This is a genomic window from Pseudoduganella lutea, assembly GCF_004209755.1.
Lineage (GTDB): Bacteria > Pseudomonadota > Gammaproteobacteria > Burkholderiales > Burkholderiaceae_D > Rugamonas > Rugamonas lutea.
The window spans coordinates 6,848,682-6,864,976 of the sequence record NZ_CP035913.1 but is presented as its reverse complement, the minus strand read 5'-3'; the positions used below and the strand labels follow the sequence as shown (position 1 = coordinate 6,864,976).

General features: G+C 70.6%; 15 protein-coding genes. All 15 read right to left on the bottom strand.

Annotated elements, in window-relative coordinates; all coding sequences use genetic code 11:
* Positions 1 to 45: 45 nt before the first annotated feature.
* From EWM63_RS29020 to EWM63_RS28955, 15 genes are read right to left on the bottom strand one after another with little or no spacing between them, the layout of a single operon-like run.
* The gene (locus EWM63_RS29020; RefSeq protein ID WP_130189619.1) at positions 46 to 2,409 is read right to left on the bottom strand and encodes a phage tail protein; all 2,364 of its coding nucleotides are present in this window, start codon (positions 2,407 to 2,409) and stop codon (positions 46 to 48) included.
* Positions 2,406 to 5,063: a baseplate J/gp47 family protein gene (locus tag EWM63_RS29015; protein ID WP_130189618.1), complete on the bottom strand. Its 2,658-nt coding sequence runs from the start codon at positions 5,061 to 5,063 to the stop codon at positions 2,406 to 2,408. Before EWM63_RS29015 ends, EWM63_RS29020 begins: the two co-directional genes overlap by 4 nt.
* Complete coding sequence (locus EWM63_RS29010) at positions 5,060 to 7,162, bottom strand: baseplate J/gp47 family protein (protein WP_207221185.1); 2,103 nt, start codon at positions 7,160 to 7,162, stop codon at positions 5,060 to 5,062. The genes EWM63_RS29015 and EWM63_RS29010 overlap by 4 nt, the downstream gene beginning before the upstream one ends.
* Positions 7,099 to 7,620 (bottom strand): hypothetical protein, encoded by a 522-nt coding sequence (locus EWM63_RS32180; RefSeq protein ID WP_207221184.1) that lies wholly within the window; start codon positions 7,618 to 7,620, stop codon positions 7,099 to 7,101. The genes EWM63_RS29010 and EWM63_RS32180 overlap by 64 nt, the downstream gene beginning before the upstream one ends.
* A 5-nt stretch (positions 7,621 to 7,625) precedes the next feature.
* Positions 7,626 to 8,021: a GPW/gp25 family protein gene (locus EWM63_RS29005; RefSeq protein ID WP_130189617.1), complete on the bottom strand. Its 396-nt coding sequence runs from the start codon at positions 8,019 to 8,021 to the stop codon at positions 7,626 to 7,628.
* Positions 8,022 to 8,023: 2 nt separating this feature from the next.
* The gene (locus EWM63_RS29000; RefSeq protein WP_130189616.1) at positions 8,024 to 8,350 is read right to left on the bottom strand and encodes a hypothetical protein; all 327 of its coding nucleotides are present in this window, start codon (positions 8,348 to 8,350) and stop codon (positions 8,024 to 8,026) included.
* On the bottom strand, positions 8,347 to 8,922 hold the full coding sequence (locus EWM63_RS28995) for a phage baseplate assembly protein V (protein ID WP_130189615.1): 576 nt from the start codon (positions 8,920 to 8,922) through the stop codon (positions 8,347 to 8,349). The genes EWM63_RS29000 and EWM63_RS28995 overlap by 4 nt, the downstream gene beginning before the upstream one ends.
* On the bottom strand, positions 8,922 to 10,070 hold the full coding sequence (locus EWM63_RS28990) for a hypothetical protein (RefSeq protein WP_130189614.1): 1,149 nt from the start codon (positions 10,068 to 10,070) through the stop codon (positions 8,922 to 8,924). The genes EWM63_RS28995 and EWM63_RS28990 overlap by 1 nt, the downstream gene beginning before the upstream one ends.
* Position 10,071: 1 nt before the next feature.
* A complete protein-coding gene (locus EWM63_RS28985; protein ID WP_130189613.1) occupies positions 10,072 to 10,344 on the bottom strand; it encodes a hypothetical protein in 273 nt (90 codons plus the stop codon).
* 32 nt (positions 10,345 to 10,376) lie between these two features.
* Positions 10,377 to 11,045, bottom strand: coding sequence for a hypothetical protein (locus tag EWM63_RS28980; protein WP_130189612.1), 669 nt, complete (start codon positions 11,043 to 11,045; stop codon positions 10,377 to 10,379).
* Positions 11,042 to 11,308, bottom strand: a complete 267-nt coding sequence (locus tag EWM63_RS28975; RefSeq protein ID WP_130189611.1) for a hypothetical protein — start codon at positions 11,306 to 11,308, stop codon at positions 11,042 to 11,044. The genes EWM63_RS28980 and EWM63_RS28975 overlap by 4 nt, the downstream gene beginning before the upstream one ends.
* Positions 11,305 to 13,569, bottom strand: a complete 2,265-nt coding sequence (locus EWM63_RS32710) for an ATP-binding protein (protein WP_130189610.1) — start codon at positions 13,567 to 13,569, stop codon at positions 11,305 to 11,307. Before EWM63_RS32710 ends, EWM63_RS28975 begins: the two co-directional genes overlap by 4 nt.
* Positions 13,566 to 14,720, bottom strand: coding sequence for a Pvc16 family protein (locus tag EWM63_RS28965; protein ID WP_130189609.1), 1,155 nt, complete (start codon positions 14,718 to 14,720; stop codon positions 13,566 to 13,568). The genes EWM63_RS32710 and EWM63_RS28965 overlap by 4 nt, the downstream gene beginning before the upstream one ends.
* Before the next feature lies 1 nt (position 14,721).
* A complete protein-coding gene (locus tag EWM63_RS28960; RefSeq protein ID WP_130189608.1) occupies positions 14,722 to 15,546 on the bottom strand; it encodes a hypothetical protein in 825 nt (274 codons plus the stop codon).
* Positions 15,543 to 16,286: a hypothetical protein gene (locus EWM63_RS28955; protein WP_130189607.1), complete on the bottom strand. Its 744-nt coding sequence runs from the start codon at positions 16,284 to 16,286 to the stop codon at positions 15,543 to 15,545. Before EWM63_RS28955 ends, EWM63_RS28960 begins: the two co-directional genes overlap by 4 nt.
* Between the last annotated feature and the right edge of the window lie 9 nt (positions 16,287 to 16,295).

The window sequence follows — 16,295 nt, the reverse complement described above, 5'->3', positions numbered from 1 at the left end:
TCCGGTCTTGTTACTACCAATGTCACAGCTCATGTCGCCGGCAATTCATGTCACCGGCAATACCAGCGGGCGCACGCCCACCGGCATGAATTCACGCAACCTGATCTGCAGGTTGGCCCATTTGTGCGCCTCCAGCAGGAAGCCGAAGGCCCCCATCGCGTCGTCGCCCGGTCCCAGTTCGCGCACCCGCCGGTCCGTGGCGCGCGCCAGCTGGCCGTAGCCGGGATCGTTGAACCGTTCGGAAGTGAAGACGATGCGCGCGTCCGGCGCATGCACGCAATAGTGATGCGGCGGCAAGCGGTCGGCGTCGCCGGAAAATGCCGTCCACTTGATGCAGCCGTGCTGGTTGTCGAGTACTTCGAAGCGCTGGCTGAAGATGCCGCCGAGTCCGCCCACCGCGGCCACCCGCGCGGCGCCGAAGCAGGTCAGCCCGTCGAAGTCGAGCCGTGCTCCCCAGCCGGTCGCCGGGTCGGTCGCCGCGCCGATCGCCAGCACGCCGGCCGGCGCGTCGCCGAAACCCAGGCCGGCATCGACGATGCTGTCGGCGATGGTGAGCCGGTAGCGCTCGTCCACGGCGATGCTGCCGGTGACCGAGCGCTGGATCACGATGTCGGGCGTCGGCACGAAATCGTCCTCGTCGCCCTGATCGGCGAACCCGTAGCCATTTTCCAGCCGCAGTGCGGGCTGCATGGCGGCCCGGGTGCCATCGCGCAGTGCATGCCCGCCGGGCGCCAGCGTGCAGCCGAGGATTTCCAGCCGCGCCACGGCGGCGCGATCGACCAGCGCGGCGCCGGCCGGGAATGCGGCGCCCGGCGCCAGAAAGAGTCCCTCCAGCCGCACGGCCGGCGTATCGGGCGTGGCGGCCCCTGCCGCCACCGGCCGCAGCGACAGCGGCTGCGCCAGCCGTACGATGGGGCGCTGTCCGCTGGCGGCCCGGATCGTCAGGTCGTTCGCCAGCCGCAGCGACACGGTGCCGTCGATCGCGGTGCCGGGCACCAGTGCCAGGTCGATGTCGTGCACCAGGCTGTCCGCGATCTCGATGATCACCGGCGCTGTCGCGATGTCGAGATTGTCCAGCGCCGCTTGCAGCGTGATTCCGCCGGGCACGGCGCCGACCGTGCGCAGGTCGGCCAAGGCAGGCGAAGGGGCGGCGCGCCGCGGCACCGGGTGCGCTCCCACCGGCCCCGCCGCGCCATAGGTAAAGCTGGCGAACATGCGCGACACGGCCTGGCCGCCATCCAGCACGATCAGTTCATCGGCCTGCGTGGCGGTGTCCAGCCCGATCAGCACGCGGCCGATGCGCGGGTCGACGACGATCTCGCCGCCCCGCAGCGGGCGCCGCAAGCCCGTCTCCCACGCGCACAGGTTGTCACCCCGGACCAGCCAGCGCCACTCGGTGGCCGGCGGCACGGGCACCAGCAGGGCTTCCAGTGTTTCCGGCATGAACAGGTGCAGGCCCACGTCGGCCAGGTCGAAACCGTCCGGCGGCATGCCGGCGGCGTTGAAGAAATCCACGGCAACGTAGGCTTCCGGGTGGCCGGCCGGCGTGCCGCTGTCGAGCCGCGCCGCCAGGATCGGGCCCGGTACCGCATCGGGAGCGGTCAGCGGTGCCGCCACGCCACCCGACAGCGCCGGCCCCGGACGCGCCGTATTGAACAGCTGTACCGGCAGGTCGAGCGGGTGCAGGTCGAAGCGCAGCGCGAAGCTGGCGGTGCCGGGCGGCGCCGGTGTCAGGTCGACGACCGGCTGGGCGAGCGGCCGGACCGGCGGCAGGCGGTAGGCGGCGAGGCGCCACAGGAAGATGGCCAGATTCGGCAGGTTGACGTGGCGGACATCGGCTTGCGCCGCCTTCACGTCCGCCGTGTGGGCAAAGGTGTCGAATGGCGTGCCCAGCAGGGACAGCGCGGCCGGATCGCGCAACGGCGCCGTGCCGCCACGGGGGATGTGGAAACGGGTCAGGGCCGGGTCGGCATACGGCGGCAGGCCGCCCGCATCGGGACGCTGGTGGTTCAGGTGCTGCGACCAGCCCAGGTTTTCCCGCAGCTCCACGCAACGGCAGGCCCAGCCCGTGAGGTTGGCGGCCAGCCGCTCGATGGCACCCAGCGTGCCCTTGCGCCGGCGCAGGGCGATGGTATCGGCCACGTCCGCGCGCAGCGTGCGCGGGTCGCCCTGCAGGTGGGAAGTGCCCAGAAGGTCGGCCAGGTACGGGATCACCCAGTCGTCGCAGGTATCGATGAAGAGGTCTTCGTACAGCTGCGCGATGTCGGCGTGCAGCGCGCCGAACGGGCCTTCGATGGCGGCCAGGTAGGCGCGCAGCTGGTTGGCGGGTTCCTGTTCCGCGTCCCGCGTGCGGTAGATCTCCGGCAGGCGTTCATACAGGGGAACGGGCGGGTTCGAGGTGGTGCTCATGCGCATTCTCCCGCCGAAGGTTCGGCCAGCGCCGTCAATGTCAGGTGCGATGGCGCCAGTTGCAGCAGCTCGCGTGCGCCGCAAGGCAGGACCAGCCCGGCCGGGCGCGGCGCGGGCGACAGCGGCAGGGCTTCCGGATTGGCCGCATTGGCCGGGAAGCGGCCGAGCGCCGTCACCTTGCACCACAGCACACCGGGCACGTTCTGCAAGCGGCCCTCGATGCGACTGGCGTATTCGCGTTCGCCCAGGCGCCGCGCGCGCAAGCCGAACAGACCCGTGCGCTCGGCCATCGGATCGCCCGCCAGGCCCAGCGCCGCGCGCAGGGCCGCTTCGACGTCTTCCTGGCGCCAGGACGGGTCGCGCGCGTAGCCGACATCGACGAACACGTAGCGCAGCAGCGCCTGCTGCACGACCAGAGGGAAACGGTCCGGGCCGCGGCAGCGCTGGGCGTGGGCCAGCGTGGCGCGCACGGCCGCGAACTCGCCTTCGCGGCCCGCTTCCAGCAGCACGCGCAGGATCAGTGCCGGCACGCCCACGTGCAAGTCCCAGGCAGCCGCCGCGGTGACCACGCCCGGCACGCCCAGCGTCTCGGTTTCGTAGTCGCGGATGCTGACCAGGCGCCCCAGGCTCTGCACCTTGCCAGGCGCCGCCTCGCGGGCCTTGTCGCCATCCTCGGCATCGGCGCCGCCCGAGACGATGCCGGCCAGCGTCACCTTGTCGAAGCCGGGTGGCCGTTCCGCCGTGGTGGGTTTGGTGTCCGGCTTGAGCGGACCGCGCGCGCCGGCGCCGCTACGGTAGCGCGCCATGACATTCCCCAGGCCCGACGGCAGGCGCGCGCCGGCCAGGCCGTCGCCGAACTGCACGAAGCTGCGCCCTTCGGCATCCTCGCGCACGATGTAGACCTGTTCTCGCGGGCCATGGCCGAAGAAGGCGTCCACGCGGCGCCACAGCCGGCCGTCGACGTAAATCTCCAGCGCCGGCGCCCACGGCGGCACGCCGTCGGACGACAGGAAGTAGCTCAGCGGCGCCTTGGGAATCGCGAACGTCTGCCAGCCCTGGCGGGCGTCGCCGTTGCCCAGGACCACGTCGCCTTCCGCCTTGCCCTGGGACGCGTCGACGAGGTTGCCGAACACGGTGACGGCGGGTGCCGTTTCGTCGAAATCGGCGTGCCGGAATGGCGCGGGCAGTCGGTGGAAGACCAGCGGCCACATTGCCGGCGGGTCGACCGCCAGGGTCGGGAACTGGCTGGCCGCGCTGGTACACGCCAGCTCGACACTGCGGCCATCGTCATGCGCCAGGAACAGCCGGCGGCCGGCCAGCAGGCGGGCCTGCGCCGCGGTGCCGTAGAGGTGCAGGGTATCGTGGGTGGGCGTGAAGCCGCCATTCCTTCCATGCGCCACCGGTTGCAGGCGCAACGCGGGGCTGGTGACTTCATGCAGCCGGAAGTCGCGCACGTCGCTGGTATAGGAATACGCGGTCGTTTCGTCGACGAGCGGCCGGTCCAGCGTCAGCAGCGTGCCGGGGCCGTTGACGTTGCCGAAGCCGACCGTGCGGAATGCCACCGCCGTCACGCCGCGCAGGAGGCTCACGGCCACCGGCGTGCCGTCATCCCGGCTGATCCGCGTCTGGATCACCACGCTGCCGCCGGGATGCAGGTCCGCCACTTCCACGTCGAGGGGAAGCAGCTCGGGCGGCAGGTCCAGCGATGCTCCGGTATCCGTGCACTCCCACGTCAGGTGTCGCTGGTACCGGGTGTCGTATTGCGTCGCCCCGGTAATGGTGCCGCTGGCCGGCGTGGTGCTGACCGTTTTTGGCGGCGCGTTGTGGCCCAGGTGGCGGAACGTGCGGTTGATCCGGTAGGCGGCCACCGGCGCGGTCCATTGCCGCAGAATGGGCGTCTCCGCCTCGACCAGCAGGCGGCCCAGCAGCCGCGTGACCGTTTTCACCTTCACGACCTGCGCGCTGGCCTGGTTCGCGGGAACGCTGCCGTTCGATGTCCATGGTGGCTCGGCCGGCAGCAACATCAACCGGTCGCCCGGCTTCAGTTCGAAGGCCGCCAGGCTGGCGGAATCGGTGGCGCCGGCAACGCTGGACACTTCAAAAGTAAACGTGCCGGCGGCCAGCGTGGCCGCGTAGGCGCGCGGCCGGTACAGGTGGAAGCGGCCCAGGTGGGGCCACGCCTCCAGCGGCGCATTGGTCTGGAAGTCGGCGGGAACCGGCAGGTCTTCCAGTTCGACCTTGACGGGAAACCCCGCGGCAATCGGCACGGGCTTGTCGCCGCGCACCTCGAAGGCCAGCGTGGCACGGCCGCGGATGGCGGGCGACAGCCGGTAGCCGGTCAGGCGCACCAGTTCGGCCACGCTGTCGCGCCATGCCGCCGTGCGCAGGTAGGCCTCGTTCGCATAGTGCTCCTGGTAGAACGTCAGGATATCGCCCAGGATCGCCGCGCCCTCCAGCAGCGCGATGGCCGGATCGTCCGCTTCGCGATGGGTCCACGCGGCCAGTTCGGGTGCCGCGTCGATGCCACGGATCATCGCGGCCAGGAAATCGGGATAGCGGCCGATGCGGTAGTCGATGCGGGGCAGGCCGGGCCGGTTGAACGCGCGGCGAGGGAACAGCACGGGATCGAAGATCAGCGGATTGCAGGCCATCATTGCCTCCCGCCCTGGATCTCGAAGCGGATGCTGCCCCGCTCCAGGTGGGCCGGATCGTTCGCCAGCAGCACCACTTCGTCGAACGCCATGTCGAGTACCTCCCGTCCCGGCAGGCCGGGCTGCGGCGCCGAGAATCGCTTCATGGTGATGCGCACGACATGGCGGATGCCGGCGATGCGCCCGATGCGGCCCTCGATGGCGCTGCGGTGCAGGGCCTGGCCGAAGGTCCACTGGTCCGGGTGGAAGAAACCGCGACGGCCATCCGGCGTCCACGTGTCCGAGAACTCCTGCTCCAGCACATCGCGGATATCCTCGCGCCAGTAGGTATCGGCCACGCACACCACCACCAGGATTTCGAGCGGCACGTAGCGAGGCGGCCGCAGTTCCAGGTCTTCGCCGATCAGCCGCACCGCTTCCAGGTGGCTGGCGATGCGCGGCGACAGTTCGGCCCACAGCATGTCCGACACGGCGTCGCCCGCCACGGCGAAGCCGGCCGGATCGATCGCGATGCGCACCGTGCGCCAGCTGCCCGTCCACGCATAACGGGCCACGGCCCGGGCCACGCCGGGTACCTCCTCGGCGCGGCGCACATAATCCGCCAGCGTCACGGCCCGCAGCTGGCGGGCGCGGAACGCTTCCGGCGCGTTGCGGCGAACCTGTTCCGCCGGCTCGGGATCGCGGCCGTCCGTGACATCGAACGGATTCGTGACGGCGGCCACCGCGCCGGTCAATGCCCCCGTCAGCGCCCGGCTGTTCACCAGCTGGTCCGCGCCGATATTGCCGGCATGGCCGCCGCCCACCTGCAAGTCGGCGTGCACGATGGCACCCGACGGCAGGCTGCGGCCGTTGGTGCCATTACCGAAGCGCAGCACGCTGCGGCGCAGTTCGTCCGTTTCCACCATGTAGTGGTCGCCGTTCTCCGCCGAGTCGTCGCTGTGCACCAGGCTTTCCACTTCATCCCAGCGGTCGCGCACGCCACCGGGGGGCTCGACTTCCACGTACAACGTGGAACGGGCCACCAGCTCGCCGGCCGCGCGGATCCCTGGCGGCGGCGCCAGGTAGGCCAGCGTTACTTCCTCCGGCAGGCTGGCGAACGCCCAGTCCGCGCCATTGCCGAAGCGGTCCAGCCGGGAATAGTGGCGATGCAGCACGGTGGCGCTGTCGGTGGGCAGCGTGCTGCCCGGCTCCTGGAAATGTACTTCCAGCAAACGCCCTTCATGCGCCATCACGAGGTTGCCATAGAAGACCGATACATGTTCGACCGTGGCCGGCGGCGGCCCGGGGCAGAAGGTGGTGAAGCTGAAATCGAAGCGCAGCGCATCTTCAGGGCGCCAGTGCACGCGCACCAGCCACGTACCCGTGACCGGATCGAACACGGATTGCGCGGCGCCGCGCGCGGCATCGGTACCCGGCAGCAGCCGCAGCAACTGGCGCCGGCCGCGCCGGTAGCCGGCCAGGTTGCCGGTCCACGGGTTCAGCACCTCGGCAACGAGCATCTCGCGCCACAGGCCGTCGCGCACCAGGTCGCGCAGCGCGTCGGCGTCCGCCTGCGAGCCCAGGCCGGCTTGCGGTACGACGTCCGCGCTGGTACTGCCGGCGGCCAGCGCTGGCTGCGCGTTGCGCCACGTGTGCAGGTGCAGCCGGTTCAACAGGGGATCGAAGCGCTGGCGTTGCGCGGGCGGCATGCGGCGCTGGCGCGTGGCGAAGAACACCGCGTCTTCCCGCGCCGGCTCGCTGCCGGTCCACACCAGCAATTCCTGGTTGGCCAGCGTGAAGGGCGCCTGGCCGGCCAGGATGTCCAGCGCAAGCCAGGTGCTGGCCTGGTACCCTTCGTGGAGGTGATAGTCCATCAGCCGGGCATGGCGCGCCAGCGAGACGCGCTTGCGCGTGGTGCCCAGGTAGGCTTCCGCCATCACGCGGTCCTGGAAGTCGCTCAGTTCGTCGGCCGCCGCGGCGAACAGGCCGATCAGCACCTGGTCATGGTCCGCCTCGCTCGTGCTGGCCCAGCCGGGTACCCGTTCCGCCATCGCCACCATCAGCGCGTGGCGGAACGAGTCGTAATCCTTGGCCAGGTAATCGATCGAGGGACTGGCCGCCACGGGCCGCCCCCCGGCACGGGAGCGCAGTCGTTCGTAAAGCAGCCGGGCCGGAACTTGAAGCCGATCGCGCTGAAGAAAGGGTCGATCGCGCTGGCGTCCCATACCAGTTCCAGCGTATAGGTGGAGTAGTCGCCGACGGGCGCCACGCGTATCGCCAGCCGGGTGGCATCGATGGCGGAGGCGGCGATGACCTGCACCTGACCGGTCGCGCTGCCGGCCACGATGCGCGTGCCGCCGCGGATCCGGAAGATTTGCCGGGCCATCACCGGGTCGCCGCCGATGTCGGCCAGGATCGCCGCCAGGTGCAGGTCGTTGAAGAAATGCAGTTCCAGGTCCGCATGGGGCGGATCGGCGCCGGGCGGCAGCGCCACCAGGACCAGCTTCAGACCGTTCAAGCCACTGCTTTCCAGCACGTCGGCACGGTCGTCGACGTAATCGGGATAGAGGATGGCGGTCATGGCGCTTACCTCGAATTGCGCTGGAAGCGCACGATGCGCGCGTCGGCGCTGCCGGCCGGCAGGTAGCTCACCGTGACTTCCAGCGTGGCGCCCGCGTCGTCCCACGTCACGTCGACCAGTTGCACGGTGAGCCGGTGGCCCAGCCAGCGCGTGAGCGCATTCGTGATGCGCGCCTTGACGACGCCGCGCAGCGTTTCCGACGCCGGTTCGAACACCAGCCGGCGCACGCCGCCGCCGAACTCGGGAAGGAACAGCCGCTCGGCGGGGCTGGTCAGCAGCAGCTGCAGCACTTCGTCGCGCACGTGCGTGTCGTCGCTGGCCGGCGCCACCGTGCGTCCGTCGGTGCCGATACGGAACGGGAAGGCCAGGTGCCGGCCGTTCGACAGGGTGTGCTGTGCCATCGTCATATCCCTTTCGCCTGTTGCTGCACCTGGACCACGATGGCCGTGCCTTGCGGCGCCTGCGCGGCGTTCAGGCACAGTCCCACGCTGTTCTGCAACAGCATCGGCACGCCGCGCACGCTGGTCTGCGTGGCGCCCGTGACCCACTGGATCGTCAGGCACGGCGAATACGCCACCGGCGTGAACGGGCAGCCGACGATCGGGTGCACGTCCGTTTGCAGCAGGGCCGGCGCGCCGGCGATCACCGCATCCGTGTTGCTGGTGATGAGCAGGGCCTGGCCGCCGTGGGGGCACATCACCGTACTGGCCGTAGTCAGGATGGGGATCATGGCGGCACCCCGAACGCCATCGCGCCGTTGACGAGGCTCACGCCGGCCAGCCCCACCTTGATCAGGCCATTGTTCAGCGAGATCTCCTTGCTGGTGATCTTCACTTCGCAGGCGCCGCACGTGATGGTCACTTCCGTGCCCGTCATCTTGATCTCCGGGCCGGAGCCGTGCGTCAGCAACAGCTCGTCGCTTTCGTCGTCCATCACCAGCTTGTGCCCGTTCTTCGACACGAAGACCCGCTTGCCGGGGCCCTGCGGGTTCGGCCGCTGGCCTTCCGCCCACCAGGCACCCGACCACAGCGGCCGGTCCAGCTGGCCCGCCTCGAACTCGATCCACACGCCGGCGCCCACTTCCGGCAGCAGCACCACGCCGTGGCCGTCGCCGGCGAAGGCGGCCACCGGCAAGGCCCAGCCGCACGGCTGGTCGCCCAGCACGGCCGGGACCTTGGCGCGGATGCAGCACTGGTTGGCGGGATCGTCGACGTCCGTGACGATGCCCCGGTACTTGCCGAAGTAGCTGCCGCCGACGCGGTCGACCAGCCGCTCGACCAGTGTTTCGGTTGGATTGCCCATCAGAAGATCCCTCCGCTCAAGGACACCGACAATTTCAGCCCGCCGCCCAGCGCCTCGGCCACCGCGGCGCCGGAAATCTCGGTCACGGAGTCCGTCTTCGCTTCCAGTTCCTGCATATACAGCGACGGCGTGATGCGGTGGACTACCTGGGTGATCAGGTAGTCGCCGCTGTACGCCGTGGCGCCGGCGTCCACGCGCACCTTGCGGTAAGGGGCCAGCACCGCCCCGTAGCAGCCGGGCACCACGTGGCTGCTCAGGCGGTACACGTAGCCGCTGCGGCGTGCCTGGGCGGTGGCGGCGGCTGCGGGATCCTCGCGCGTGTTGTCCGCCGGATGCAGCAGGCGCCGCGGCGTGAGGTCGGCGGGCCGGGCCGGCAATGCGCGCATCAACCCCAGGTCCGCCGCGCTGGTCTCCAGCGTGGTCACGCCCTGGTCGCTCACCCGCAGAACCTGCGCCTGCGTGCGCTCGCCGCCCAGCGGGTCCTGCGTGATCTCCGCGTTCGACAGGTTGCGCCCGGCGCCGATCAGCACCAGCGGCGGCAGGCCGGCGGGACCGTCCGGATCGGCGCGGAAGCAGCCAATGCTGGCGCCCGGGAGCTCGCCGGGCAACACGTAGGCATGGCGGTCGTTGATCCGGCCGAGCTCCCTCAGGAACTGCAGGGCGGTGCCGCGCCGCGTGGTGGTCTGCGGCCTGCCTGTGGTGGCCTCGATGTCGACGGACCGGATGACATCGGTGAACTGGTCGAAGATGGCGGCGGCAATCTCGCTGGCGCTCTGGTTCTCGTAGGTGGGGTCGATCATTTCATCGCGGTCGAGGAAGGCGCTGTCGTCGCGCACCACCATGGTGGCCGTGCTGCGTCCCGGTTGCGAATCGAGGTCGGCGTCCACGCTGACGAGGGGGCCGTCGATCAGCGGGGCGAAGCGGCCATCGCCGATATCGATTTCCACCCGTACCCGCGAAAACGGCGTCGCGGTGTCGCCCGGCCAGTGCTGCCACGTGCCTTGCGCATCCAGGCACAGGACCATGCGCAGCCGCGCTTCCCAGAAGGCGTCCATCTCCTGCGTCACCTCGATTTCCTCGATGCGCCGCAGCTGTTCCGCCGTGGCCGGCTCCTTGCCGAACCATACCTGGAAGCGTTGCCCCGGCATGTCAGGTCTCCGGCAAGGTGATGGTGACGCCGGGCCGCTCGACGAGCGTACGGCTGTCGAGGGCCGTGTTGGCGTCGGCCATGTGCCAGAACTGCGTGGCATCGCCGCTGCGGGCCTGTGCGTACAGGTCCAGCCGGTCGCCGGCGTTCACCGTATGCGGCTGACCGCCGGCTGGCGTGAGGCGACGCAGCTTGAGGGCCACGACCGTGGCGCCGGTCGATGTCGTCGCAGTGACCGTGGCGACCTTGGCATAGCGTGAATTGGGCAGGAACATGGGCTCTCCGGGCAGCTTGTGAAAGGACAGGGTCAAAGGGGAATCAGGTCAACGGCCTGTTCCGCCGTGTTGGCCAGGTTGGCGATCGCCTGGGCTTCCTTGGCGATCGTCGAATAGGTGAGCGCGCCCTTGGCCAGGATGTCGTCGGAGCAGTCGTCCACGTCGATTACGCTGAGGGCGATGTCGACCTCGGCGCGCAACGGATTCAGGATCGCGTCGTAGTCCAGTTCGGTGATGCTCATCGAGTCGATCGTGACGGGCAGCACCCGCGTGGGGCCCCAGATGAACAGGATGCGCGGATAGGTCTCGCGCGGGATCGGCTGGGCCGGCTCCGGCGTGTCGCCGCCACCCAGCGCGCTGCCGATGGCGTCGATCGCGGCACCGATCAGCCCCGCCAGCTTGGCGCTCGGCAGCACCATCTTTTCGAGCGCCGCCAGCTGGGGGCCGATGCCGAACAGGTCGGCCAGCACCTTGCCTTCGTCGAGCATGTTGGCCGCGCTGAAGTGCGCCTTGAACGCGATGCGCTCGAATGTCTTCTCGCCGGCCTGGGTGGTTTCGCGGCGTGTGCTGCCGGTCGGGCGCGCAGGTATCTGCAGCGTGCGCGCCAGGGATTCCGGGTTGTACTGGAAAATCACCACGTTCGGGATCGGCCCGATCAGCGATGTGCCGTACTCGATCAGGGCGCCGCGCAGCAAGGTCATGACGATTCTCCCCGCACGGTGGTGGCGATGCGCGCGGCGATCCGACCAGCCAGGCCGCCGGCATCGGTCGACGCGGGCGCAGCGATGCGGCCGGCGTCGAGTTGCCCGGCCGGCGCGGGCGGCGCCGCGCCCGCCTTCACGGCCAGGGCCTGGGCCAGGGCCGGGCCCAATGCGTGCGCCATGGCGCTGGCCGTGGCGGGCGCGATGCCCCGCAGGTCCAGTTCCAGGCGGTCAATGCGCAGGCGTGTGCGGGTGGGTGTCATCGTACGATCCTTTGCTCCGCCACGAGGGCGGCATAGGGCCCGAACTGGTCCAGGCTGTTGGCGCGGTCGAGCTTTTCATATTCGCGCTGCACGGCCAGCACCACCGCTTCCATCGTGAGGCGCCGTGGCGCACCCTCGGCGGCGCTTTGCAGGCATGCCTGGAACACGATGGCGCGGATATGGCCGCCGGCCAGCGCGAAGCGCTTTGCCAGGAACTCGATATCGAGCGCGCTGCCGTCGACACCCGGCGGGATGACGCTGCGCCAGATGTGTGCGCGCACCGGCGCTTCCGGCAGCGGAAACTCGACGACGAAGCGCAACCGGCGCAGGAATGCCTCGTCGACATCCTTCTTGCGGTTGGTGGCCAGCAGGGCCAGGCCCTTGAAGCGCTCCATCCGTTCCAGCAGGTAGCTGATTTCCAGGTTGGCGTAGCGGTCGTGCGCATCCTTCACTTCCGTGCGCTTGCCGAACAGCGCGTCGGCCTCGTCGAAGAACAGGATCACGTCGGCCGAATCGGCGGCGTCGAACAGGCGGCGCAAGTTCTTTTCCGTTTCGCCGATGTACTTGTCGACGACCTGGGACAGGTCGATCCGGTACAGGGGCAGGTCCAGCGCGGCGGCGATGGCTTCGGCGGCCATGGTCTTGCCGGTGCCGGGCGGCCCGGCGAACAGCGCCGTGAGACCGCCTTCGTTCCACGCCCGCGCCGTGCCCCACTCGTAATGCACGCGCGTCAGGGCGGCCATGGCGGTAACGATCTCGTCGATCTGCCGGGCCTGCAGCGGCGCCAGCATCAGTTCATCCCGGCTGAAGCGGGGTGTCACGGGCTGCGCCAGGGTGCCCAGATCGAGGTCGGCGCGCGCGGCCGCCAGCATCTCGGCCTCGCCGGGCGGCTTTTCCAGCGCGGCCAGCTCGGCCCCGACCCGCGCGATGGCCGAGCGCTCGTAGCGGAAACGACGCGCCAGTTCCGGCAGCAGCGGGCCGGCCTGCGGCAGCGCGCGCTGCCATGCCGCCAGCCGTTCCCGATAGCCCAGCGCTGGCACCACGAGCGCCGGCATCACCTCTGCCGGGCCATCGGCACCCAGGCCACGCAGCGCGGCGCGTTCGTGGCCGCCGACAAACACCGCCAGCGGCAGGCCAGGCAACGGCAGCGGCCGCAGTGCGCCGTCGTGCCCCCCAGGGTCGGCCAGCAAGCGGGCGGGCAGGTAAACGGCATGACCGCGCAGCCAGGCCGCACTCAGGGCCTGCGCCAGCTGCTCGGGTGGCAGCGCGGGGCTCGGCTGTACGGACCGCACGCCGGCGCGCTCCGTGCAGGCCGCCGCGACTTCCGCCAGCGGCGCACCGCGCACGCCGATGATCGGCACGATGCGCATGCCGCGGCGCGGTGCCGGCGCGCCGTTGCTCGTGACCAGGGCCGCGGCGCGCGCCATCGCAGCGGCGTCCGGCGACTCGGGGAGGTCCCCTGCAGAGATGGCCTCCAGCGCCGCGGGCAACGGCGCGCCGGCAAAAAGCAGTTCGCGGGCCACCAGCGGCGGCACGGACAACGGCGCCTGCCAGTCGATCGGGCCGGCGCCGGCCAGCAAGCCGTGGCGCAACAGGCTGTGTGCCGGGTCCAAGCAGCGCACCAGGGCTCCCGGATCGTCCCACAGGCGTTGCGCCAGCGCGAAAGTGGGCGCGGTCCGCGACGGTTCATTGAGGCAGCACGCGATGACGTGGCCCGCCGCGCTGTCCAGGACCGGCAGCAGGGCCACCGCCAGCACGAAGCATTCGACCGGTTCCAGTGCCAGCTCGCGCGCGACCCACCCGAACGAACCGCGCCGGGCATGGCCGTCCGGCCGAGGCGGTGCGGCGGTGCCGATCCGGTCGCTCAGGTGCTGCGCCGTCACGTCGCCGGCGAAGAATGCCTGCTTGTCGTGCTCGTAGCGCAGCAGGTCGAGCGCGGCGAGCGCCCGGTCGACCGGTGGCGGCAACGCAGATGCCGGGAGATCGGCAGCAGCCTGCCAATCCCGCTCGCGCCATAGCCAGCAGATTTCACGGCGCAGCCGCAGCGTGACCTGGCCGAGCCAGTACGCGGCGAACGGCTCCTGCGCGGATAGCCCGGGCGTGAAGGTGGCCGGTTCCGAGGCGCGTTCGACCGCAGGTTCGACCACCACAGCGCTGGCTGGTGCGGATGGTGGTTTGGCCGCCGTGATCACCTCCTGTGCGCCAGCCGGATCGGCGGGCGGGGCGCTGTGCCGGACAGCGGCGGGCGGTGGCAGTGTCATGGCACCACCATCAGGGGAGCGGCCTTGGCCTGCTGGTTGTTCACCCGCAGGATCACGCGATAGGTGCCGGCCGGCAGCGCCGCCTGGGCACCGGGCACGGTCAGCGTCTGCTGGTCCGCGCTGACGGTCAAGGTATCGAACAGGTGGATCGACACGCCGTCGGTGTCGCGCACGATGAGCACCATCACGTCGTCCGTGGCGGCGCCCAGCAGCAGGCCCTGCAGGCGCAGGTCGCCCGCCACCAGCGCCGCGCTCGCGACCTGGGGCAGCAGCCTGGCGGCCAGCAGGTTGCTGGCACGGGTGTGCGTAAGGGAAAGGCGGCGGCGCACCACCAGCGGCACTTCGCCGGCCGACAGCGTGGTGCCGGACGCGATTGGCGTGCCGGGACTGCCTTCCGCAGTGACCACCAGGTGATCATTGCGCCGTTCCACCAGTATGAGCATCACGTCACCCAGCATGACTTCGAGGTCGCCGCCCAGGTCGGTGCCGAACACACGGATCGTGGTCCCCGGCTCGAAGCGCGCCGGCTCGATGCGGTCGAGCCGCGCGCCCAGCGACGGCAGCACGTCGATCTGCACGCCGTCCTGGCCGATGATGGTTTCCGGCACCGTGCTGTAATCGACGCCGACCAGCAGCGCGTTGCGCGGCAGGCTGCCCGGCACGATCATGACGGGGCGCACCTGGAACGCGACCGACAGGCGGAAGCGTTCCTCATTGCCTTGCATGAGCTTGGTCAGCAGGTCGGGACTGGATTCGTCGAAGCTCAGCTTCAGCGGCTCCGGGTTGTAGCGCAGGGCGGGATCGACGGCTGGCGGGATGGTCAGGAAACTCATCTGGTGCAAGGCCGCCATGCCGCTGCCCAGCAGTTCGTGCGCCGCGGCCGTGTCGCTGCGGCCATCGGCATCGAAGGCGGTCAGCAGGTACCTGAGCGCCAGCCACAGGGGCGGCGGTTCGCCTTCGTGCAGTGGCACGTTGCGCAGGTAGGGATCGAAGACCGTCTCGTACAGGAAGAGGTTCACCTTGGCGTTGGCGTCGCTGGATGCGGCGTCTTCCGGCTTGCCGACCGTGACGTTGAAGCCGGCTGCGGCCAAGCGCTCGCGCAACAGGCGTGTCACGGCGCCGATCGCCCTGAGGGAGTCGCCGAGCGACATGTCAGAGCCTGCGCAGCGAACGCCGCGCGAGACCGCTGCGCGGTGGCGTGGCGACCGGTGCCGCCGGCGCCTGCGGGAGTGCCACCGTCTGCGCGGCCGGCGCGTCGACCCTGACCTGGATCGTGCCGATCGAGATGTCCACGATATCGTCGCGGCGCGCCGGCGGCACGGCGAAGGGCTCCGTGGCGGCTGGGTGGAGGGCGTGGATCATCGGGGGGCGTGCCGGTTCCAGTGCGACCGGCCCCGGCGCCGGGCTGGCGGTGCGTTCCACCAGGGGCTCGGCGCGATGCGGGGATGCCACCGTTGCCTTGCCGCGCGCGGCGGGCGCCGGCGCCACCGGGGCGGCCGCGGGGTCGGCGGCCACCCACTGCAGGACCGCCTGCAGCGGCGTGGGCGGCGCCTTTTCGTGCAAGACGGCTTCGGCAGGTTCTTCGACATGCGTCGTGGCACTGCCCTCGACAGCCGTCGCAGGAAGGGCGGCCCGGGGCACGGGATCGATCGCGGGAGGGCCGGCAAGCGCCGCCTGGTGCGCAGGTGCCTGTAACGGCGCTGCTGGCCGCCAGTCCTTCGAAACCTCGCCAGCTTGCGCGGCGTGCGCCTCGGCCAGGTCGACGATCGTGACGCTGCCTGGCTGCTCGCGCGCCGGGCCGGCGTGCGCCAGCGGCACCCGCGTACCCGCTTGCGGTGGAAATTCCTCGTCGGCCGGCGCTGCCATTTCCGGACCGGACGGGGGCAGCGCCGCTTGCGCCTCCGCACGCCCCGGCGCCAGGGATGCGCCGGTGTCCAGGCCACTGGCTCGCAGCAACGCGCCAAAGTATCCGCTCATCGTTCTTCCTCGATCAATGCCAGGTAGTGGGCCCGGCGTGCCGGCGGGATGGCCAGCACCTCGGCTTCCGTCCAGCCATAGTGCGCGGCGCATCGATGCACTTCCAGCAGCAGCGCCCGTTGCCGCGCCGCCAGCCGGATCAGCGCCAGCGTTTCCAGGTCGAGCGCCACCTCGTTCGCCGCGCCGCATGCGGGACATTCGCAGGCCACGACGAAATCGACCATCGGATCCAGCTCGGCCAGCGCGGCCGACAGCCCGGCTTCGTCTTCCGGCCCCGCCGCGCCGTCGAGCAGCAGCGTGTCGAGCATGACCCGTAGCGCTTCTGTCCGGGTAGCCGGGCGTGCCGCGCGCCAGCGGCGCAGGTCGTCGCCGGTGGGCCGCCGCAGCGTGACGGCACGCCCGTCGGACAACGCCACGCGCAGCGGCCCGGCTTCCTGCGCGTCGCCCGGCAGCGAGCGCAGTGGCAGGTCGAATGAAAAGACTTGCTCGCAAGCGGCGGCCGTGCACGTCGAGTGCATCGGCATGTCGTCGCGCGCATCTGTCAGCGCCACGAGGTGCAGCAGCGCCGTGGTGCGCAGGCCGACCGGCTGGTGCCACCAGAACGCCGGGTCGGGCCGGGCGCAGCATTGCGCCAGCACGCCGGTAACCAGGGCAGGGCGGTCCGCCTGGGTGAAATCCACGTCCAGGTCGGGGGCCATGCCGAATGGGCGCATCGGCGCAGGTGGCGATGCGGCTCCCATGGCGCGCGG